This is a genomic window from Nitratireductor sp. StC3 (assembly GCF_003015025.1).
GTDB lineage: Bacteria > Pseudomonadota > Alphaproteobacteria > Rhizobiales > Rhizobiaceae > Mangrovimarina > Mangrovimarina alexandrii.
Genome location: NZ_PYBP01000008.1, coordinates 1 through 18,775 on the forward strand (window position 1 = coordinate 1; position 18,775 = coordinate 18,775).

An 18,775-nucleotide genomic window follows, 5' to 3' on the forward strand; every position below is an offset into this window, starting at 1 on the left:
GACCGGCGCCGGGCTCGGGCTCGCCATCAGCCGGCAGATCGTGACCGGTTTCGGCGGCACGCTGACGGTGGCCGAGAGCCCCCAGGGCGGCGCCGCATTCACCGTCAGCCTGCCGGTCGCACAACCGCAAAACTCGGCCGGCACGACCGACTGAGAGTTCCCCAGCGCAACTGCGATCGACGGCCGTTTTTCGCTTGCACGCGCATGGTCGAGCCTTTAAGGCTTGCTCCGGTTCGGAGCGTAGCGCAGCCCGGTAGCGCACTTGACTGGGGGTCAAGGGGTCGTGGGTTCGAATCCCGCCGCTCCGACCATTTTTTAAGGGTACGACCCGGAGACATGGGTAACAGATTGTACCTAACACATGGGTGACAATCTCGAGCCGAACGGGTTGTCGATGGTTTGCAAGGTCCTCTGTTCCAGGTCGATATATCCCAGATCATAGTGCATGAAGCTCAACAGCCGAATTCCGTCGTCGACCTCCTTGATGCCGAGCCTGTGACCGGCGAGCACGGTCGAGACGTTGATTTTCTTTCTGTGCATGCAAATGCGCCCGCATGCGGTGACCATGATGTCCGTGTCGTGGAAGGGGTAGTCCAGGTCGGGCAGGCCATCATAGGGCCTTGAAGAGGCTGCGTAGGCCTCGGCCGGAACCCTCATGTCGATGGCCTCATGCGGCCTTTCCTCGTTGAACTCGCTGACGAAGGCATCGAAACGGTCCTGCTGCTGCAGGGCGTTGATGCCCGGCGGCCGACTGGTCTCCTGCTTCAAGGTGCGATGCATACGTTCGTGTCGGCCGTTCTGCTGCGGCTGGCCCGGCCTGATGCGCTCGATCGCAATGCCGAGCCTGAGCCACCACACCGACAGCTTAGACAAATTGTAGAGCCCGTTGGGGGAGGCGAAGGGCACACCGTTGTCGCTTCGGATAGCCATCGGCAGGCCGCGCTCCTTGAAGAGGCGGACAAAGGCCTCGATGACCGGATCCTGCCTGGTCGATTCAAGGGCTTCGACCAGAAGCAGGTAGCGCGAGGCCTGGTCGGTGACCGTCAGGGGGTAACAGTATCGCCGGTTGCCGAGTTTGAACTCGCCCTTGAAGTCGGCGCACCACAGATCGTTGGGCTGGGCGGCCTGCGACAGTGGCGTGCCTGCAGCCTTGTTGCGTCGCCTTTGCCGGGCGCGCTTGACCAGGCCGTGGCGGTCGAGCACCGCGTGCACCGTGCTGTTTGCCGGAATGCGCACATCGCCGGCCAGTTTCCTGACCAGAAGCTCCCTGATCTTCCTGGCGCCCCAGTGCGGCTTGTCGCGCTTGCACTCGACGATCAGCCGCTCGATCTGGTCGGGCAGCTGGTTGGCGTAGCGCACCGGCCGCCGCGAGCGGTCGCACAAAGCTTCCAGCCCCTCGGCCTTGTAGCGGCCGAAGATTTTGTAGCCGGTCTTTCGGGATATCCCGAAAGACCGGCACACGGCGCTCATGCTCTCGCCCTCCAGAAGGCGGGCAACAAATCGAAGACGTTCCTCCATAACCGAACTTTCTCTCCACGGCATCAACACCTCCGGCAAAGCCAAAAGTGTTACCCATGTGTCCGGTACGTTTTGTTACCCATGTCTCGGGTCGCTCATGGTACGACTCAGGTTCGGCCCGCGTGATTGACGGCCGGTCCGGCCGGAGACCGGATGCCGATCTTGCCACGGCCGGCAGATCGCGCGCCGCGCGGGCTTGGCAAACGGCCTGATTCTGGCTAGGGCAGTGCCGACAGTCGCATTCGCGTCAAAAAGCAGGAAACACCGATGTCTGCCCGCATTTACAGCCCGGCCAAGACTGCCATGCAGTCCGGCAAGGCCAAGACCGGACGCTGGATTCTCGAATTCGAGCCCGAAGAGCCGCGCAAGATCGATCCGCTGATGGGCTATACCAGCTCGGCCGACATGAAGAGCCAGATCAAGCTCTCCTTCGAGACCCGCGAAGAAGCCGTCGCCTACGCTAAGAAACAGGGCGTGGCCTTCCGCGTCGAGGAGCCGAAGGAACTGCGCCGGCGCCAGATTTCCTATGCGGAGAATTTCCGCTATGACCGCAAGACGCCCTGGACGCATTGAGGTGTTCACGCTGCGCGCGGTGCCGCCGTGCGCCGCGACGGTCCCGTAGCTCAGCTGGATAGAGCACCGGCCTTCTAAGCCGATGGTCGCAGGTTCGAGTCCTGCCGGGATCGCCAGCTATTTTGGGTACGACCCGGAGACATAGGTAACAGTCTGTACCTAAGACATGGGTGACACTGTCGCCGGGGCGATGCCGCCTCGTGGACAGGCGTTGCGGCCCTTTGGCCGCGCGCGCTATGCTCGCATCGCACAGGCCCGGGAGCACAGCGTGAGCGCGTACAGCATCATCGTCGAATATGAAACGGTCGAGGGCGGCGAAGCCGAATTCTGCGCGCTGATGGGCGAGCATGCCCGTCGCACGCTCGACGACGAACCGGGCTGCCTGCGTTTCGAGCTTCTGCGGCCGATCGACGAGGACGGCCGGCCGATCGCCCGCCGGTTCATCGTCAGCGCGCTCTATGCCAACCGGTCGGCACTGGCCGCGCACCGGCGCACGCCGGGCGTCCAGCGCCTGCTGACGGCGATGGAGCCGTTCGTGGTCAAACGGCGGCCGACCATTTCACAAACCGTGTTCCCGGCAGAGACGGATCACGGGCTGCGGCCGGAAGAGCTCAACGCCGCCAATGACGGCTAGGCGGGCCAACCGCCGAAGGCTTTAGAATCGATCCGCTGTTCACGGAATCGCAGAGCGGCCCCACCTTATTGTCCCAACCCGTTTTGATCGGCGACCCGGTTTCCCCTTTCACCCAGAGCCGTTCTGCTTTTCGCGGAATCGCACAGCGGCCCCACCTTATTGTTTGACGCGTTTCCGAACGGCGAACCGGCTTCCACTTCGCCTGGAAACGCTCTCAGCGACGATCGCCTCAGCGCACCTGATCGAGCAGGCGCTTGCATTCCAGAAGGTCGAACAGCGCCTCCTGCAGGAGCGCCCGGTTGTCACGCGAAAGCCTGCCCTCGCCCTGGACGGGGCTCTCCTCGTCGGCCTTGCCCAGCCCGAAAAACCGGCGACTCGGCTTGGCCTTGGGCTCGCCGACCAGCATCTCGTCGTCGGCGGGTTTGGGGGCGGCCGGAGCCGGTGCCTCGGCCTGCTTGCGCTTGGTGATCGCCTCCGCGGCGGCGAGGTCGCCGGCGCCGATGGCGGCCACGAACTGGACGCCGTTTTCACGCAGCAATTTCTGAACGCCCTTGATCGTGTATCCCTGATCGTAAAGCATGCGCTTGATGCCCTTGATCAGATCGACATCCTGCGGACGGTAATAGCGCCGCCCGCCGCCGCGCTTCATCGGCTTGATCTGGGCGAAGCGGGTTTCCCAGAACCGCAGCACATGTTGCGGCAGGTCGAGATCCTCGGCCACTTCGCTAATGGTTCTGAACGCGTCGGGGCTCTTGTCCATGGCATGCTCCAGCAAGGACGTTCCTCCGATTCGGTCCCTATTTCAGCGGTTTGCGCAAAAATATTCAAGCCGTTGCGCGGTCCCGGCATACCGGCGCCAATGCTCGGCGCGGCCATCCAGGGCGCGGCACTGCCGACGCACGGCGATCCGGCCCGAACCGATCGGCGGCGATTTTATTTCTTTTCGCCTTTGACGCGCAGCGCCTTGTGCGCGCGCAGAATGCGGCTCTTGAGCACATTGGAGGCTTTGAAAGTCATGACCTTGCGCGGCAGGATCGGTACTTCCTCGCCGGTCTTGGGATTGCGGCCAATGCGTTCGTTCTTCTCGCGCACCTGAAACGTGGCGAAGGAAGACAGCTTCACGGTCTCGCCGCGCACCACCGCGTCGCAGATCTCGTCGAGCACCATTTCGACCAGCTGTGCCGATTCGGTCCGCGACAGCCCCACTTTGCGGTAGACCGATTCAGCCAGATCGGCGCGCGTAATGGTCTTTCCCCCCATTCGGTCGTCCAGTCTCGCTCAGAATTGCTAGATTATTCAAAACCGAAGGGACGTTAGGGAATCAGCGCACCCAGGTCAAGAACCGGCAGGCACGACGGCGCCTCTACCATCGTAGCAGCACCGCGCCCCAGGTGAATCCGCCGCCCATTGCCTCGAGCAGGACCAGGTCACCCTGGCGAATCCGCCCGTCGCCCACCGCGCAACCCAAAGCGAGCGGCACGGAGGCCGCCGAGGTGTTGCCGTGCAGATGGACCGTGGTCACCACCTTGTCCTCGGCGATGCCCAGCTTCTTGGCCGAGGCGTCGATGATGCGCTTGTTGGCCTGATGGGGAACGAACCAGTCGAGATCGTCCGCGCTCACGCCGCCGGCGGCGAAGGTCGCTTCGACGACGTCGGTGATCATGGCCACGGCATGCTTGAAGACCTCGCGTCCCTGCATGCGCAGATGGCCGACCGTGCCGGTGGAGGAAGGCCCGCCATCGACATAGAGCTTGTCCTTGTGTGCGCCGTCAGACCTAAGGCTTGCGGCCAGGATGCCGCGGTCGGCCACCGTGCCCTGCCCCTCCGTCGCTTCCAGGACCACCGCGCCGGCACCGTCGCCGAACAGGACGCAGGTGGTGCGGTCGCTCCAGTCGAGAATCCGCGAAAAGGTCTCGGACCCGATGACGAGAACCCGCCTCGCCTGCCCGCCGCGGATATAGAGGTCGGCCGTCGTCATGGCATAGACGAAGCCCGAGCACACGGCCTGCTGATCGAAGGCGAAGCCGTGATGCATGCCCAGGCGCTCCTGGATCTCGACGGCGGTCGCGGGAAAGGTGTGGTTGGGCGTCGACGTCGCCAGCACGATCAGATCGATGTCGTCGGGCGTCATGCCGGCAGCGGCGAGCGCGTTGCGCGCCGCCGCCTCGCCGAGAGAGGCCGTGGTCTCGTCGTCTGAGGCGATATGGCGCTGACGAATGCCGGTGCGCTGGACGATCCACTCGTCGGAGGTCTCGACCATGCCCTCGAAGTCGGCGTTGCGCATGACACGCCGAGGCAATGCGGTTCCGACGCCGCGCACGACTGATCGTATCATTCCTGTATTCCTAAATATCGCCCGTGGCGGTTTGTTTGCCCGCGCGCTCGCCGGCCGACCGCTGAGAATGAAAAAGGTCGAGATCGGCCCTGATCTTCTCGATCAGGCCGTTGCGCGCCATATCGTAACCGAGTTCCACGGCGGCGGCGAAACCCTCATCGTCAGTGCCGCCATGGCTTTTGACGACGATGCCGTTCAGCCCCAGGAACACGCCGCCATTGATCTTGCGGACATCCATTTTCTCACGCAGGCGCTGAAAGGCGGAGCGCGCGAAAACATAACCGATCCTGGCGAAAAGCGTGCGGCTCATGGCGCTGCGCAGATATTCGGCCAACTGCTTGGCCGTACCCTCGGCCGATTTCAGGGCGATGTTGCCGGCGAAGCCTTCGGTGACGACGACGTCCACGGAGCCTTTTCCGATATCATCGCCTTCGACGAACCCGTGATAATCCATCGTCCTGAGATCAGCCTCGCGCAACAGCCGGCCCGCTTCGCGCACGTCTTCCTGCCCCTTGATCTCCTCGACGCCGACATTGAGCAGGCCGATGGTCGGCCGCTCGAGATCGAACAAGGCGCGCGCCATCGCCGCGCCCAAGATCGAAAAATCGATCAGTTGATGGGCATCGGCGCCAATGGTGGCGCCGACGTCGAGCACGATGCTTTCGCCGCGAACGGTCGGCCAGATGGCGGCGATCGCAGGGCGTTCGATGTCGGCCATGGTGCGCAGGCAGAATTTCGACATGGCCATCAGCGCGCCGGTATTGCCGGCCGACACGCACACGTCGGCCTCGCCCTTCTTGACGGCTTCGATCGCCTTCCACATCGAGGACTTCCACCGTCCCTGGCGCAGCGCCTGGCTCGGCTTGTCGTCCATGCGCACGGCGACCTCGCAGTGCACGAAATCCGAAACCGCGCGCACGCGCGGATGTTTGTCCAGGACGGGAACCACGGCGTCCTCACGCCCGAACAGCATGAAACGCGCGTCGGGGCGCCGCTCGACCACCTTTTGGATGCCCGGAATGATGACGGACGGTCCGTGGTCGCCGCCCATGGCGTCAATGGATATCCTGATCACGCCTGTCTCATCTCATATCTGACGATGGTCGAACCTCCGAAAGCCCGGCGAAAATAGCGCTTTTGAAAGCCGGCACAACCGGATTCGCCGGAACAAAGCGCACAGTTGTCAGCTTTTGCGCTTCAAGGAAAGCAATTTCGCGAAGGGCGATTCCTGCTCCTGGGAATCCGACGGGCCTTCGGCAATCTGCGACATCGGCGCGTTCTCGCAGCGCGGGTAAGGATCGAGGCCGAGCGCGAAATATTGTTCGGCAAGCGCACCGACATCGATCGAATCGCCCGAAAACGTCTCCGGCGCGTCCTGGCCCTCCGGGTCGAGGAGGATTTCGCCCTCCGCCGACAGCGCCGGCCGGGCCAGGCGCGAGGTTTCGGGCACGAACAGCGCCTCAAGCGCTTCCTCCACCCGAGCCTCAAGCGGCTCAAGCGTCACCACGCAGGTCTGCACGATGTCGGCCGAAACGGTGCCGACCACCCGCACGCCGTCAGCGCGCCAGGCCGATACGTTCAGCATCGCGCGAAAATCGCGCACCGCCTGCAGGCCGTGGGTGACGGCCAGGGCCGCCTTTTGATCCCCATCGGCAACGATCGAAACCGGCATGCCCTTGCGCGGCAGCGTACGGATGTTGACCCGAAAGGAGAGCGGGCTTTCGACACTGTCCGTCATCGTCTCACGCCTCGGTCTTGCGCTCCGCGGCCGTCGGGAAGGCGATCTCGCCGCGCAGCAGGCTTTCGCTGTCCTGGCCGGCCAGTGCCAGATGCGCGGCCATCACATAATCGGCCAGCGGCGCGGCGCCCTGCCACTCGGCAATGTCGGGCCGGATATTGCGCGCCAGCGCGGCCGCAAGTGCGCTCCGGTCGCCCGACTCGATCGCCTCGCCATAGGCGCCGGCGCGGCCGTAGAACATGCGCGCCAGTTTTTTCACGCGCTTGGCAATGCCCAGGTCACCGATGCCGAGTTCCCGTAGCGAATGGTCGACGTCGCGGAAGAACTCGTCGGTCAGATCCTGCACCAGTTCCGACAGCGGCGCGCCGTCCGGCCGCGCCCGGTGCATCAGCAAAAAAACATGCAGGGACAGCATCTCGAAGCGGCCGAGCGGCGTATCGGGCACCGACCAGCTTTCATAAGGAACCGGCTGCCGCGCCGCCGCCACGATTTGCCGGTAGAGTTTTTCGACCACGGCCTGGTTCGGTTTCGGGGCGAGGCCGAGTAGTTGTTTGAGCATGCCGGATCACTCCCTGGTCCGCCTCACGAGAGTGGGCCTGTTGCATCGGCGTGTAAGCTGGTTTACCGAGTTCGCGCTGCGGCGCAAGTCGCGAAGCGTCTTTCATGGAGATGTCGTTGCTTCCAGTCAATTTCAATGGGGACAAACGCCGGCGCTACCTCCTTGCCGCCCTGGCGGCCGGAATCCTGCCGCTTGCCGGCTGCAACGCCGCCCAGACCCTGAATCCGCGCGAAACCCTCACCCAGGGCTATGTGGTCGACGAGGAGGCGCTCGAGCTGGTGCCGGCCGGCTCCAGCCGCGAGCAGGTGTTGCTGGCGCTCGGCACGCCCTCAACCACGGCGACGTTCGACAACGAGGTTTTTTATTACATCTCGCAAAAGCGGGTGCGCCCGGTCGCCTTCATGCGCCCGCGCCTGGTCGACCAGCGGGTTCTGGCCGTCTATTTCGGCGATGACGGCCGCGTGGCGAGCCTGTCCAATTACGGGCTGCAGGACGGCAAGGTGTTCGACTTCGTGTCCAGGACCACGCCGACCGGCGGCAAGGACCACACGTTCGTCGGACGTCTCCTGTCCGGCCTCGGCAGCGGCAAGCCGCCGCCCAACGGTCCGTTCGGCGGCCCGCCGGGCTAATCCCGAACCCGGGTCGACGGCAGCCAAAGCCGGACCGCCAAACCAAACGAAAACCCCGCGGGATCGCTCCCGCGGGGTTTTTGCTTGATGTCGCTTGTCTGCTGTCAGTGCGCCAGGACGGCGAGCAGCAGCAGGGCGACGATGTTGGTGATCTTGATGGCCGGGTTGACGGCCGGACCGGCCGTGTCCTTGTAGGGATCGCCCACCGTGTCGCCGGTGACGGAGGCTTTGTGCGCGTCGGAGCCCTTTTCGTGCTTGACGCCGTCCTTGTCGACGAAGCCGTCCTCGAAGCTCTTCTTGGCGTTGTCCCACGCACCGCCGCCGGACGTCATCGAAATCGCGACGAACAGGCCATTGACGATGACGCCCAACAGCGACGCACCGAGCGCGGCGAAGGCGGAAGCCTTGGAGCCGGAGATCAGGTAGACGCCGAAATAGACCACCAGCGGCGCCAGAACCGGCAACAGGGACGGGATGATCATTTCCTTGATCGCCGCCTTGGTGAGCAGATCGACGGCACGCGCATAGTTCGGCTTGGACGTGCCTTTCATGATGCCCGGATCGTCGCGGAACTGCCGACGCACCTCCTCCACGATCGAGCCCGCCGCGCGACCGACGGCCGTCATGGCGATACCGCCGAACAGGTAGGGGATCAGGCCGCCGAAGATCAGGCCGGCCACCACATAGGGGTTGGACAGCGAGAACGAGACGTCGCCCATATCGGCGAAATAGGGGAAGGTCGCGCTGTTGGCGGCGAAATATTCCAGATCGTAGGAATAGGCCGCAAACAGCACCAGGGCGCCGAGACCGGCCGAGCCGATCGCATAGCCCTTGGTGACCGCCTTGGTGGTGTTGCCAACCGCGTCGAGCGCGTCGGTGGTCTGGCGCACTTCCGGCGGCAAATCCGACATTTCGGCAATGCCGCCGGCATTGTCGGTGACCGGGCCGAAAGCGTCGAGCGCGACGATCATGCCGGCGAGGCCGAGCATGGTGGTGACCGCGATCGCGGTGCCGAACAGGCCGGCGAGCTGGAAGGTAGAGATGATGCCGGCGATGATGACGATCGCCGGCAGGGCTGTCGCCTCGAGCGAGACGGCCAGCCCCTGAATGACGTTTGTGCCGTGGCCGGTGACCGACGCCTGCGCGATCGAGTTGACCGGGCGCTTGTTGGTGCCGGTGTAATATTCGGTGATCACCACGATCAGCCCGGTCACGACCAGGCCGACGACGCCGCACACGAACAGGTTGGTGCCGTTGACGGTGGTGCCGTTGGCAAGCGCAAGGTCGCCCCAGCCGATGGTCAGCGAGGTCGCGGCGCCGATGCCGATGACGGTCAAGATGCCGGTCACGATCAGGCCCTTGTAGAGCGCGCCCATGATCGAGCCGTTGGCGCCGAGCTTGACGAAGAACGTACCGACCACCGAGGTGATGATGCACGCGCCGCAGATCGCCAGCGGATAAAGCATGACGCTGCCCAGAACCTCGGTGCCGCCGAAGAAGATGGCGCCGAGCACCATGGTGGCGACGACCGTCACCGCGTAGGTCTCGAACAGGTCGGCGGCCATGCCGGCACAGTCACCGACATTGTCGCCGACATTGTCGGCGATGGTGGCCGGGTTGCGCGGATCGTCCTCCGGGATGCCGGCTTCGACCTTGCCGACGAGATCGCCGCCGACATCCGCACCCTTGGTGAAGATGCCGCCGCCGAGCCGGGCGAAGATCGAGATCAGCGAGGCGCCGAAGCCGAGCGAGACCAGGGCGTCGATGACGGCGCGGTCGGACGGCGCGTGGCCCATCGGGCCGATCAGCACGTAATAATAGACGGCGACGCCGAGCAGCGCGAGGCCGGCGACGAGCATGCCGGTGATGGCACCGGACTTGAACGCGATGTCGAGACCGGCCGCCAGGCTGTTGGAGGCCGCCTGTGCTGTGCGCACATTGGCACGGACCGACACGTGCATGCCGATGAAGCCTGCGGCACCCGACAAGATCGCGCCGATCAGGAAACCGACCGCGGCCGCGCCCGACAGCAGCCACCAGGCCAGCAGGAACACGACGACACCGACGATTGCGATGGTGGTGTACTGCCTGTTCAGATAAGCCTGCGCCCCCTCCCGAATAGCGCCGGCGATTTCCTGCATGCGCTCATTGCCCTGATCGGCCGCAAGGACCGATTGCGTCGCCCAGATGGCGTAAAGGACAGAGAGAAGGCCGCAGGCGATGACCACATACAGTATTGTCATTGCCAATTTCCTCGAGTTTGGCCCAGAAAACCCCTCCCTGGGCCGTTGAAGGAAGATCGGTCACCGCCGAGACATGGCGGATTCCGACCAGTCGCCGCGGCTTATGCGAAACGGCCAGGGCAACGTCAAGGTTTTGTTAGAGTTTTGCCCCGCTTTCGCCACGAATGCGCCGCGCGGCGGCTAACGCCGAACGGACGCGCGACGGGCACGCAGCGACGTGGCGCGTCAGGCCGAGACCTTGCGCCGCGCGGACAGGCCGAGCACGACGAGCGCGGCGATACACACGAACACGACCGGGAAGATGATCCAGTTGAGCATGTCCCATCCCCAGGCGTTGTAGACCTGGCCCGACATCAGCGAGGCGAAGGCGACGGAGCCGAACAAAAGAAAATCGTGGACGCCCTGGACCTTGCCCTTCTCGGCGTCGGTATAGGTCTCCGAGACCATCGCGGTGGCGCCGATAAAGCCGAAATTCCAGCCCACGCCGAGCAGGATCAGTGCGCTCCAGAACTGCCACAGCGCGATGCCGGACAGGGCCACGACGGCGCAGCCGACGAGCAGGATCAGACCGGTCGCCACGATGGCCTCCTTGCCGAAGCGGGCGATCAGCCGGCCGGTAAAAAAGCTCGGAGCAAACATCGCCATCACGTGCCAGGAAATGCCGAGCGCGGCCTCGTCGGGCGAAAAGCCGCAGCCAACCATGGCAAGCGGCGCGCCGGTCATGACAAACGTCATCAGCGCGTAGGAGCCGACCGCGCACACCAGCGCGACGATGAAACGCGGCTGCGAAAAAATGGTGCCGAGCGGGCGAACCGGCGCATCCATTTTTGCCGACGCCACGGCCTGGCGATCATGCAGGCGCAGGAAGGACAAAATGACGGCTCCGAGCGCGGCCAGGCCGATCACGGCGGCAAACGAGCCGGCGAACATGACCGGAGCAAACAGGTTTCGGGTAAAGATAACGACCTGCGGGCCGACGATCGCCATCACAACGCCGCCGGCAAGTACGGTGGAAATTGCCCGCGCCTTGAACTGGGCGGGCGCGTTGTCGGCGGCGGCGAAGCGGTATTGCTGGACCGACGCCCCGCCGATACCGATGATCAACAGCCCGAGCGAAAACAGCCAGAAATCGCCACGGAACAGGGCGAAGGTGGCAAGCGCGCCGCCAGACGCGGTGGCCAGCGTGCCGGACAGAAAACCGTTGCGCTGTCCGAAGCGGCGCACCAGCCAGGCGAGCGGCAAGGCGCCGAGCGCGACACCGACCGTATAGGCCGTGACCGGCGCGGTGGCGAGCGACTTGTCCGCGCCGAGCAGGTAGTGGCCGGCCAGCCCGCCGATCGAAATCGAGACCGGGGCGGCGGCGCCGACAATCGCATTGGATGCGGCAAGGATGAGCGCGGTGCGACGCGCTTCGCGTGCCTGCGCTTCGACCGTCATCAGGCGTCCCTGCCCCGCCCCTCGCCACGCAAGCGCCGCGAGACGCGGTCGAGCACGGCATTGACCAGCTTCGGCTCCTCCTCGACGTAGAAGGCCTTGGCGATATCGACATATTCGGACACGATGACGGCGACCGGCACGTCGGCGCGTTTCATCAATTCGAAAACGGCGGCGCGCAGAATGGCGCGCAAGGTCGTGTCCAGGCGTGACAGCGGCCAGTCCTCGGTCAGGGCCTGGCGGATCACCGGATCGACCGTCTTCTGGTTTTCCACGACGCCGGCCAGAATGGCGCGGAACCACTGCGGATCGGCCTCGCGATAGAGCGCGCCGTCGAGTTCCTTGCCGAGACGGAAGGCTTCGTATTCGGCGGTCGTCTCCAAAAGGCCGCTGCCGGCGACGTCCATCTGATAAAGCGCCTGGACGGCGGCGAGCCGCGCCGCGCCGCGCTTGTTCGCGGAGCGCCCCAGCGATTTGTCGTTGTCGGTGGGCGCGGTCACGGTCAGGCTCCGAGCCTTTCGCGCACGGCGATCATGGTCAGCGCCGCACGCGCGGCAAAACCGCCCTTGTCGCCTTCCGTGCGCCTGGCGCGCGCCCAGGCCTGTTCCTCGTTCTCGACGGTGAGGATGCCGTTGCCGATGGCGATCGATTCCTCGACAGCGAGGCCCGTCAGGGCGCGGGAGGATTCATTGGCAACGATGTCGAAATGATAGGTCTCGCCACGGATGACGCAGCCCAGCGCGACAAAACCGTCATAGTCGGTGCCGCCCTCCTCGGCGCCGTCGAGCGCGAAAGCGATGACCGCGGGGACCTCGAGCGCACCCGGCACGGTGACGACGTCATAGCTGGCGCCGGCCTCCTCGCACGCGGCCTTGGCCCCCTCCAGCAGCGCATCCGAAATCTGGTCGTAGAAGCGCGCCTCCACGATCAACAGATGTTTTTTTCTGGTAGCGCTCATGGGGTCTCTCCGCGTGAGCGGCTGACTTAGGCCGAACCGCGTTGGCACGCAAGCGCGAGTTTGCGGGCCAGCCGGCGGCGGCGATGATTGGACACAAAGTGCCGGCGGCAGCGCGTGCGGCGCAAGTTTGTTTGCGCCATACGGGCCGGGGACACCGCAAAGGCGCGGACTATCCGCCGTCGGGCGCGGTCTCGGCCAAGCGTGCGGCATAACGCGCCATCGTGTCGACCTCCAGGTTGACGCGATCGCCGCGCTGGCGCTCCCCCCACGTGGTGACGGCGAGCGAATGCTGGATTAACAGCACGTCGAAGCGCGCGCCCTCCACACGGTTGACCGTCAGCGACGTGCCGTCGAGGGCGACCGATCCCTTGGGCGCGATAAACCGCGCGAGCGCCGACGGCGCCTCCAAGGTGAAACGCACCGCGTCGCCCTCGTCCTTTCGGTCCACGATCTCGGCCAGGCCGTCGACGTGACCCGACACGATATGGCCGCCGAGTTCGTCGCCGAGCCTCAAGGCGCGTTCCAGATTGAGCCGCGTGTCCTGGCGCCATTCAGCCACGGTCGTCAGCCGCAGCGCCTCCTCCCAGGCCTCGACCTCAAACCAACGCGCGTTCGAACCGGCATCGGGCAGCGCCACCACCGTCAGGCACACGCCCGCGCAGGCGATGGAGGCGCCGATATCGATCGTGGCGGGATCATAGGCCGTCTCGATGCGGACACGCCGGCCCTGCGAAAGCGGGCGAATGTCGACGACGCGGCCGATATCGCTGACGATTCCGGTAAACATTCACGCCGTCCTCACAAGTTCAACATAATCGTCGGTGCCGAAACGGGCGCGCCGCAGGACACGAAATCCCTCGGGCAGCGTATCGCGGTCGAACGGTGCGGCGATGCCACCCGGGCCGACCGGGTCCGGCCCGGTGAACAGGGCGATGCGGTCGACCAGCCGTTCGGCCAAAAAACCTCTGGCGGTATTGGCGCCGCCCTCGACCATGATGCTCGACATGCCCTGGGCGGCCAGATCCTCCAGAAGCTCCGGCAGCGCGACCGCGCCGTCGAATTCCTCGGTGGCAAGCAGGCCCACACCGGCCCGCGTCAGCGCTCGGCGCCGCGCCTGCGGCGCCGAGGCGCAGGCGGCGACCAGCAGCGGGACCCGGGCGGCCTGCGCCACCAGCTTCGATGTTACGGGCAGGCGCGCGCCACTGTCGAGCACGATGCGCACCGGCGAGCGCTCCTCAAGACCGGGCAGCCGGCAGGTCAGTTCGGGATCGTCGGCCAGCGCCGTACCGATGCCGACCATGACGGCGTCGGTTTCCGCACGCATAAGGTGGACCTGAGCACGCGCGACCGGACCGGTGATCGGCAGTTGCCCCTGCCCGGTGCGTCCGATCATGCCGTCGGAGGAAACGGCCAGCTTCAGAATCACTTCCGGGCGTTTTTTCAGGGAACGCGTTAGGTATCCGGCCATCACGTCGCCAGCGCGATCGGCCAGCACGGCCTCCACGACCTCGATGCCGGCGGCCCGCAGCATGGCGTACCCCTTGCCGGAGACGCGCGGGTCGGGATCACTCGCGGCGCCGACGACGCGCGCGATTCCAGCCGCGATCAGCGCCGAAGCGCATGGCGGCGTACGGCCATGATGGGCGCAGGGCTCGAGCGTGACATAGGCGGTCGCCCCGCGCGCGCGCTCGCCGGCCTCGGCCAACGCCTCGGTTTCGGCATGGGGCCGACCGCCGCGCGCCGTGACCCCGCGACCGACGATCACCGGCGCGTTGCCGTCGTCGGCGACGATCAGGGTGGCGACCGAAGGATTCGTCGCGGTGAGACCGAGATTACGGCGCGACAAGCGGATGGCGGCGGCCATGAAACGCCGATCGAGCGCGGCCGGGCCCTCGCCGGCGGGAGAGGGCGCCGTCACGGTTCGCGGGCGACTTCCTCGCCGCCCAATTCGCCGAGCAATTCGTGAAAATCCTTCGCCTCGCGGAAATTGCGGTAGACGGAGGCGAAGCGGACATAGGCGACATCGTCGAGCGACTTCAGCGCCTCCATGACGAGCCGGCCGATCTGGTCGGAGGCGATCTCGGTCTCGCCCGAGCTCTCGAGCTGGCGCACGATGCCGGAAACCGCACGCTCGATCCGTTCCGGTTCGACATTGCGTTTCCTGAGCGCGATATCGAAGGAACGGATCAGCTTGTCGCGGTCGAACGGCACCTTGCGGCCCGACCGCTTGACGACGACGAGATCGCGAAGCTGCACCCGCTCGAACGTGGTGAAGCGCCCGCCGCAATCCGGGCACACGCGGCGGCGGCGGATCACGGCGCCGTCCTCGGCCGGACGGGAATCCTTCACGGCCGTGTCTTCAGACTGGCAATAGGGGCAACGCATCGCGATCCCTCGTCGTGGTTATTGGCGGCAGGCCGGCGTCAGCCGAGATAGGGATAGAGCGGGAAGCGTTCTGTCAGCGCGACCACCTTGTCCTTGACCGCGGCTTCCACGGCCGCGTTGCCCTCGTCGGAATTCGACGCCTTGAGACCGTCCAGCACCTCGGCAATCAGATTGCCGATCTCGCCGAACTCGGCCTGGCCGAACCCGCGCGTGGTTCCGGCGGGGGTGCCAAGCCGGATGCCGGAAGTGACGAACGGCTTTTCCGGATCGAAGGGGATGCCGTTCTTGTTGCAGGTGATGTTGGCGCGGCCGAGGGCCGCCTCGGCGCGCTTGCCGGTGGCGTTTTTCGGCCGCAAGTCGACCAGCATCAAATGGTTGTCGGTGCCGCCCGAGACGATGTCGAGGCCAGTCTCCTTGAGGCTGGCGGCGAGCGCCTTGGCATTGGCGGCCACGTCGCGCGCATAGGTCTGGAACTCGGGCTGAAGCGCCTCGCGGAAAGCGACGGCCTTGGCGGCGATGACATGCATCAGCGGCCCGCCCTGCAACCCCGGGAACACGGCAGAGTTCACCTTTTTCGCAATCGCCTCGTCATTGGTCAGGATCATGCCGCCGCGCGGCCCGCGCAACGATTTGTGAGTGGTGGTGGTCACGACATGGGCGTGCGGCACCGGCGAGGGATGCACGCCACCGGCAACAAGGCCGGCAATGTGGGCCATGTCGACCATCAGCCAGGCGCCAACCGCGTCGGCGATCTCGCGGAAGCGCTTCCAGTCCCAGAAGCGCGAATAGGCGGTGCCGCCGGCCAAAATCAGCTTGGGCTTGTGCTCATGCGCCAGGCGTTCGACCTCGTCCATGTCGAGCAGGTGGTCGTCTTCGCGCACGCCGTAGGAGACGACGTTGAACCATTTTCCCGACATATTGACGGGTGAGCCGTGCGTGAGGTGACCGCCGGAATTCAGGTCGAGGCCCATAAAAGTATCGCCGGGCTGTAGCAGAGCCAGAAACACGGCCTGATTCATCTGCGACCCGGAATTGGGCTGCACATTGGCGAACTGACAGCCGAAGAGCTGCTTGGCGCGCTCGATCGCCAGTTCTTCGGCGATGTCGACGAACTGACAGCCGCCATAATAGCGCTTGCCCGGATAGCCCTCGGCGTATTTGTTGGTCATGATCGAGCCCTGCGCCTCGAGCACTGCCCTGGAGACGATGTTTTCCGACGCGATCAGCTCGATTTCGTGGCGCTGGCGACCGAGTTCCTTGCCGATCGCGCCGAAGATTTCCGGATCAACGTCCGCGAGCGGGCTGTTGAAGAAGCTGTCGGCAGCGGGCGATACGGCAGTGGCAGTAGCCATAGTGAACGGTCCTCATGTCGAGATGGTTCAGGGATGTGCGGGCGCATTAACACACTTCGCAGCGGGCTTCCACGCGGCCGGCGCGAAATTTGCCGGCGCGTGCGCGCCGCAGCAGGTCGCACGCGCGGGGGCACGCCCGGCCACGGCCCACCGGGCGAAAACAGGCCGGCGCGGACATGAAAAAGGCCTCCCCGGAAACCGGGAAGGCCTCGATCGGATGAAAGGGGTCCGGCCTTTAGAGGGCGGACGAGATCATCAACTCGTCGACACCGTCGCGGCCATAAATGTCGTCGCGGAAATGCACCACCTGATCGCCGGTCGACCAGGCCGAAACATAGGTGAAATAGACCGGCACCGGCGCTGCCAGCGCCACCGGCGTGCTCTCGCCCGTCTTGATGGTCTGCTCGAAACGCTGGCGGTTCCAGCCATCGGTATCGCGTAGCAGCCAGGTGACGAGATCGCGTACGTTCTGGACGCGCACGCAGCCGGACGAATCGAAGCGCATCAGCTTATTGAACAGGCCCTGCTGCGGCGTGTCGTGCATGTAGACGGCATGCGGATTGGGAAAGTTGATCTTCACCGACGCCATGGCGTTGATCTTGCCAGGATCCTGGCGGAAGCGCAGCTTGGCGGCCTCCTCCGTCGACCAGTCGATGGTGGCCGGATCGACCTCGGTGCCGCCCGGCCCGAGGATGCGGATATTGTTTTCGGCGAGATAGTTCGGGTTCTTGCGCACCAGCGGAATGATGTCCCGGCGCACGATCGACACCGGCGCGTTCCAGTACGGATTGACGATCACCTCGTTGATCTTGGAATTGAGGATCGGCGTCTGACGGTCGATCTTGCCGACGATGGCGGTATGGCGCAGCACGACGCGCGAATTCTCGACCGCCTCGATCTGGGCAGCGGGGATATTGACCATCACATAGCGGTCGCCAAGGAAACCCGACATCGACCGCAGCCGCACGATATTGGTTTCGAGCTGGCCCAGGCGCACGGGCGCCGATACGTTCATGGCGGCGAAAGTGTAGCGGCCGAGCACCCCGTCGGCGGGCAGCCCGTGGCGCGTCTGGAAGCGTTTGACGGCGGTGTCGACATAGGTGTCGAAGGCCGACGACATGCCCGCGCTCTGGGCCAGGTCACCGGAAATCATCAGCCGACGGCGCAGCGCCTCCACGTCGCGGTCGACCACACCGAGGCGCAATTTCTTGGTTGCCGGCACCATCGGCCAGCCGCCGCGGGCCACGATAGCGGAATATTGCGCGATCGCCTGCTCGACATGGCCGACGGTCTGCGGGCTGAGAATCGGCAGGTTCGAGGCCACTTTCTCGCCGCTGCTGGCGCGAGCGTCGAACTGATCGTCCCAGGCACCGCGCTTCGGCGACAGGATCAGATCCCTAATGACATCCTGTTGCGCGCGCGCGGGCACCGTGGACAAGGACGCGGCGGCCAGGCCCGCGCCAACAAGGAACGTGCGGCGATCCGTCTTCATCGTGCCAGTCAGCCTCATTATTCGTGTTGTGCGCACTCTCGGGGCGCGCCATCGCAATCAAGGGTCGATCCTAAAAGCGCGTGGTTAACAAAGCGCCTACCCGTCAAACGCGACCCCAAGCGCGACCTGCGACCCCGGACGTTCCTACACGAAAGAATATGGCGGCAAGAAGGCCCCGACGCGACACATATGCGTGAGAGGCCGAAAAGACGACGGGCCGGCGCCCGGCACCGACCCGTTCGACATATCCAAACCGAGGCGAAGAGCGACTACATCCGATAGGCGATGGTGTCGTTCCAGAACCGGTCCAGTCGCTGCAGGGCGCGATTCATCTGGCGGAATTCCTCGATATTGATACCGCCGACCTGCTCGATCGAGCCGATATGGCGATTGTAGAGATTGCCGACCACCTCGGCGATCTCCTGGCCCTTCGCCGTCAGGCTGACCCGCACCGAGCGGCGGTCGACCCGCGAGCGCTGATGGTTGATGAAACCGAGATCGACCAGCTTCTTCAGATTGTAGGATACGTTCGAGCCGAGATAGTAGCCGCGCGAGCGCAGCTCGCCCGCCGTCAGCTCCGCATTGCCGATATTAAACAGCAGCAGCGCCTGGATCGCGTTGATGTCGGAGCGGCCGTTACGCTCGAACTCGTCCTTGATCACATCGAGCAGGCGGCGATGAAGACGCTCCACCAGCTGCAGCGATTCCAGATAGAGCGTGCGGATCGCTTCGGGTCCCTCGCCCTCGGTCGGGACGGCCTGCGGGGCCTGTCGTGACTTGTTCATCGTCTTTTGCCTCTTGTTTGACGCCCGGTGATTGTTTTTGTTTTCACCTTGGCGCCGACCCTAGCGCAGACGAATAAAATTCGACTTAAACCTCAGCCTTAACAAGCGATTACGGACCGGAGATCAAAAGATGCGTTAAT

Annotated in this window: 21 protein-coding genes and 2 tRNA genes; 6 read left to right on the forward strand and 17 right to left on the reverse strand. The window is 64.9% G+C overall.

All coding sequences use genetic code 11. From position 1 onward, the window contains the following. On the forward strand, positions 1–154 hold a 154-nt coding region (locus C7T96_RS16130; protein WP_146149197.1), incomplete at its 5' end, for an ATP-binding protein. A gap of 80 nt (positions 155–234) precedes the next feature. Then, a tRNA-Pro gene (locus C7T96_RS16135) sits at positions 235–311 on the forward strand. A 43-nt stretch (positions 312–354) separates the two neighbouring features. Here the strand turns inward: C7T96_RS16135 and C7T96_RS16140 are convergent. Further along, on the reverse strand, positions 355–1,542 hold the full coding sequence (locus C7T96_RS16140) for an IS481 family transposase (protein ID WP_106572287.1): 1,188 nt from the start codon (positions 1,540–1,542) through the stop codon (positions 355–357). A gap of 243 nt (positions 1,543–1,785) precedes the next feature. Between C7T96_RS16140 and C7T96_RS16145 the strand changes: the two genes are divergently transcribed. The 3 genes from C7T96_RS16145 (at position 1,786) to C7T96_RS16155 (ending at position 2,725) form a co-directional block, all read left to right on the forward strand. Further along, positions 1,786–2,091 (forward strand): ETC complex I subunit, encoded by a 306-nt coding sequence (locus tag C7T96_RS16145; protein ID WP_106572288.1) that lies wholly within the window; start codon positions 1,786–1,788, stop codon positions 2,089–2,091. A 39-nt stretch (positions 2,092–2,130) separates the two neighbouring features. Beyond that, positions 2,131–2,207 (forward strand) — tRNA-Arg (locus C7T96_RS16150). A gap of 152 nt (positions 2,208–2,359) precedes the next feature. Next, positions 2,360–2,725: an antibiotic biosynthesis monooxygenase gene (locus C7T96_RS16155; protein ID WP_238719739.1), complete on the forward strand. Its 366-nt coding sequence runs from the start codon at positions 2,360–2,362 to the stop codon at positions 2,723–2,725. Positions 2,726–2,954: 229 nt separating this feature from the next. On the opposite strand, the gene C7T96_RS16160 is transcribed toward C7T96_RS16155, so the two are convergent. The 6 genes from C7T96_RS16160 to C7T96_RS16185 form a co-directional block, all read right to left on the reverse strand. Next, entirely contained in the window at positions 2,955–3,485 is a 531-nt protein-coding gene (locus tag C7T96_RS16160; protein ID WP_106572468.1) for a MerR family transcriptional regulator, read from the reverse strand. Between the two features lie 173 nt (positions 3,486–3,658). Beyond that, positions 3,659–3,985, reverse strand: a complete 327-nt coding sequence (locus tag C7T96_RS16165) for an integration host factor subunit alpha (RefSeq protein ID WP_106572289.1) — start codon at positions 3,983–3,985, stop codon at positions 3,659–3,661. Between the two features lie 103 nt (positions 3,986–4,088). After that, a complete protein-coding gene (locus C7T96_RS16170) occupies positions 4,089–5,060 on the reverse strand; it encodes a beta-ketoacyl-ACP synthase III (protein ID WP_106572290.1) in 972 nt (323 codons plus the stop codon). A 10-nt stretch (positions 5,061–5,070) separates the two neighbouring features. Beyond that, entirely contained in the window at positions 5,071–6,135 is a 1,065-nt protein-coding gene (gene plsX, locus C7T96_RS16175; protein ID WP_106572291.1) for a phosphate acyltransferase PlsX, read from the reverse strand. 108 nt (positions 6,136–6,243) lie between these two features. Next, the gene (locus tag C7T96_RS16180) at positions 6,244–6,798 is read right to left on the reverse strand and encodes a DUF177 domain-containing protein (protein ID WP_106572292.1); all 555 of its coding nucleotides are present in this window, start codon (positions 6,796–6,798) and stop codon (positions 6,244–6,246) included. A gap of 4 nt (positions 6,799–6,802) precedes the next feature. Next, entirely contained in the window at positions 6,803–7,357 is a 555-nt protein-coding gene (locus C7T96_RS16185) for a ubiquinol-cytochrome C chaperone family protein (protein WP_106572293.1), read from the reverse strand. Positions 7,358–7,461: 104 nt separating this feature from the next. Here C7T96_RS16185 and C7T96_RS16195 point away from each other — a divergent pair, with 104 nt between their 5' ends. Continuing rightward, positions 7,462–7,986 (forward strand): outer membrane protein assembly factor BamE, encoded by a 525-nt coding sequence (locus C7T96_RS16195; RefSeq protein WP_106572295.1) that lies wholly within the window; start codon positions 7,462–7,464, stop codon positions 7,984–7,986. Between the two features lie 104 nt (positions 7,987–8,090). Here C7T96_RS16195 and C7T96_RS16200 read toward each other — a convergent pair whose 3' ends face one another. The 10 genes from C7T96_RS16200 to C7T96_RS16245 all read right to left on the reverse strand — a co-directional run bounded on the left by C7T96_RS16200 (position 8,091) and on the right by C7T96_RS16245 (position 18,635). Continuing rightward, positions 8,091–10,229 (reverse strand): sodium-translocating pyrophosphatase, encoded by a 2,139-nt coding sequence (locus C7T96_RS16200; RefSeq protein WP_106572296.1) that lies wholly within the window; start codon positions 10,227–10,229, stop codon positions 8,091–8,093. Between the two features lie 225 nt (positions 10,230–10,454). After that, positions 10,455–11,666, reverse strand: coding sequence for an MFS transporter (locus C7T96_RS16205; RefSeq protein ID WP_106572297.1), 1,212 nt, complete (start codon positions 11,664–11,666; stop codon positions 10,455–10,457). Next, positions 11,666–12,163: a transcription antitermination factor NusB gene (gene nusB, locus C7T96_RS16210; RefSeq protein WP_106572298.1), complete on the reverse strand. Its 498-nt coding sequence runs from the start codon at positions 12,161–12,163 to the stop codon at positions 11,666–11,668. Before nusB ends, C7T96_RS16205 begins: the two co-directional genes overlap by 1 nt. Before the next feature lie 2 nt (positions 12,164–12,165). Beyond that, complete coding sequence (locus C7T96_RS16215; RefSeq protein ID WP_106572299.1) at positions 12,166–12,621, reverse strand: 6,7-dimethyl-8-ribityllumazine synthase; 456 nt, start codon at positions 12,619–12,621, stop codon at positions 12,166–12,168. A 169-nt stretch (positions 12,622–12,790) separates the two neighbouring features. Next, positions 12,791–13,408, reverse strand: coding sequence for a riboflavin synthase (locus C7T96_RS16220; protein ID WP_106572300.1), 618 nt, complete (start codon positions 13,406–13,408; stop codon positions 12,791–12,793). Further along, the gene (gene ribD, locus C7T96_RS16225) at positions 13,409–14,485 is read right to left on the reverse strand and encodes a bifunctional diaminohydroxyphosphoribosylaminopyrimidine deaminase/5-amino-6-(5-phosphoribosylamino)uracil reductase RibD (protein ID WP_106572469.1); all 1,077 of its coding nucleotides are present in this window, start codon (positions 14,483–14,485) and stop codon (positions 13,409–13,411) included. A 50-nt stretch (positions 14,486–14,535) separates the two neighbouring features. Then, on the reverse strand, positions 14,536–15,006 hold the full coding sequence (nrdR, locus tag C7T96_RS16230) for a transcriptional regulator NrdR (protein ID WP_106572301.1): 471 nt from the start codon (positions 15,004–15,006) through the stop codon (positions 14,536–14,538). Between the two features lie 38 nt (positions 15,007–15,044). Beyond that, positions 15,045–16,358 carry a serine hydroxymethyltransferase gene (gene glyA, locus C7T96_RS16235; RefSeq protein WP_106572302.1) on the reverse strand — a complete coding sequence of 438 codons (1,314 nt, stop codon included), beginning with the start codon at positions 16,356–16,358 and terminating at the stop codon, positions 15,045–15,047. Between the two features lie 235 nt (positions 16,359–16,593). Next, positions 16,594–17,850, reverse strand: coding sequence for a L,D-transpeptidase family protein (locus C7T96_RS16240; protein WP_106572470.1), 1,257 nt, complete (start codon positions 17,848–17,850; stop codon positions 16,594–16,596). Positions 17,851–18,119: 269 nt separating this feature from the next. Continuing rightward, positions 18,120–18,635, reverse strand: a complete 516-nt coding sequence (locus C7T96_RS16245; protein ID WP_106572303.1) for a MarR family winged helix-turn-helix transcriptional regulator — start codon at positions 18,633–18,635, stop codon at positions 18,120–18,122. Positions 18,636–18,775: the final 140 nt, after the last annotated feature.

Excerpts from the sequence above, each read along its gene's own strand:
- C7T96_RS16240 (WP_106572470.1), bottom strand. The coding sequence starts at position 17,850 with ATGAAGACGGATCGCCGCACGTTCCTTGTTGGCGCGGGCCTGGCCGCC.
- C7T96_RS16145 (WP_106572288.1), top strand. The coding sequence starts at position 1,786 with ATGTCTGCCCGCATTTACAGCCCGGCCAAGACTGCCATGCAGTCCGGC.
- C7T96_RS16170 (WP_106572290.1), bottom strand. The coding sequence starts at position 5,060 with ATGATACGATCAGTCGTGCGCGGCGTCGGAACCGCATTGCCTCGGCGT.
- C7T96_RS16185 (WP_106572293.1), bottom strand. The coding sequence starts at position 7,357 with ATGCTCAAACAACTACTCGGCCTCGCCCCGAAACCGAACCAGGCCGTG.
- C7T96_RS16180 (WP_106572292.1), bottom strand. The coding sequence starts at position 6,798 with ATGACGGACAGTGTCGAAAGCCCGCTCTCCTTTCGGGTCAACATCCGT.
- C7T96_RS16220 (WP_106572300.1), bottom strand. The coding sequence starts at position 13,408 with ATGTTTACCGGAATCGTCAGCGATATCGGCCGCGTCGTCGACATTCGC.
- C7T96_RS16205 (WP_106572297.1), bottom strand. The coding sequence starts at position 11,666 with ATGACGGTCGAAGCGCAGGCACGCGAAGCGCGTCGCACCGCGCTCATC.
- C7T96_RS16160 (WP_106572468.1), bottom strand. The coding sequence starts at position 3,485 with ATGGACAAGAGCCCCGACGCGTTCAGAACCATTAGCGAAGTGGCCGAG.
- C7T96_RS16140 (WP_106572287.1), bottom strand. The coding sequence starts at position 1,542 with ATGCCGTGGAGAGAAAGTTCGGTTATGGAGGAACGTCTTCGATTTGTT.
- C7T96_RS16165 (WP_106572289.1), bottom strand. The coding sequence starts at position 3,985 with ATGGGGGGAAAGACCATTACGCGCGCCGATCTGGCTGAATCGGTCTAC.
- glyA (WP_106572302.1), bottom strand. The coding sequence starts at position 16,358 with ATGGCTACTGCCACTGCCGTATCGCCCGCTGCCGACAGCTTCTTCAAC.
- C7T96_RS16215 (WP_106572299.1), bottom strand. The coding sequence starts at position 12,621 with ATGAGCGCTACCAGAAAAAAACATCTGTTGATCGTGGAGGCGCGCTTC.
- C7T96_RS16195 (WP_106572295.1), top strand. The coding sequence starts at position 7,462 with ATGGAGATGTCGTTGCTTCCAGTCAATTTCAATGGGGACAAACGCCGG.
- C7T96_RS16200 (WP_106572296.1), bottom strand. The coding sequence starts at position 10,229 with ATGACAATACTGTATGTGGTCATCGCCTGCGGCCTTCTCTCTGTCCTT.
- nrdR (WP_106572301.1), bottom strand. The coding sequence starts at position 15,006 with ATGCGTTGCCCCTATTGCCAGTCTGAAGACACGGCCGTGAAGGATTCC.
- C7T96_RS16245 (WP_106572303.1), bottom strand. The coding sequence starts at position 18,635 with ATGAACAAGTCACGACAGGCCCCGCAGGCCGTCCCGACCGAGGGCGAG.
- ribD (WP_106572469.1), bottom strand. The coding sequence starts at position 14,485 with ATGGCCGCCGCCATCCGCTTGTCGCGCCGTAATCTCGGTCTCACCGCG.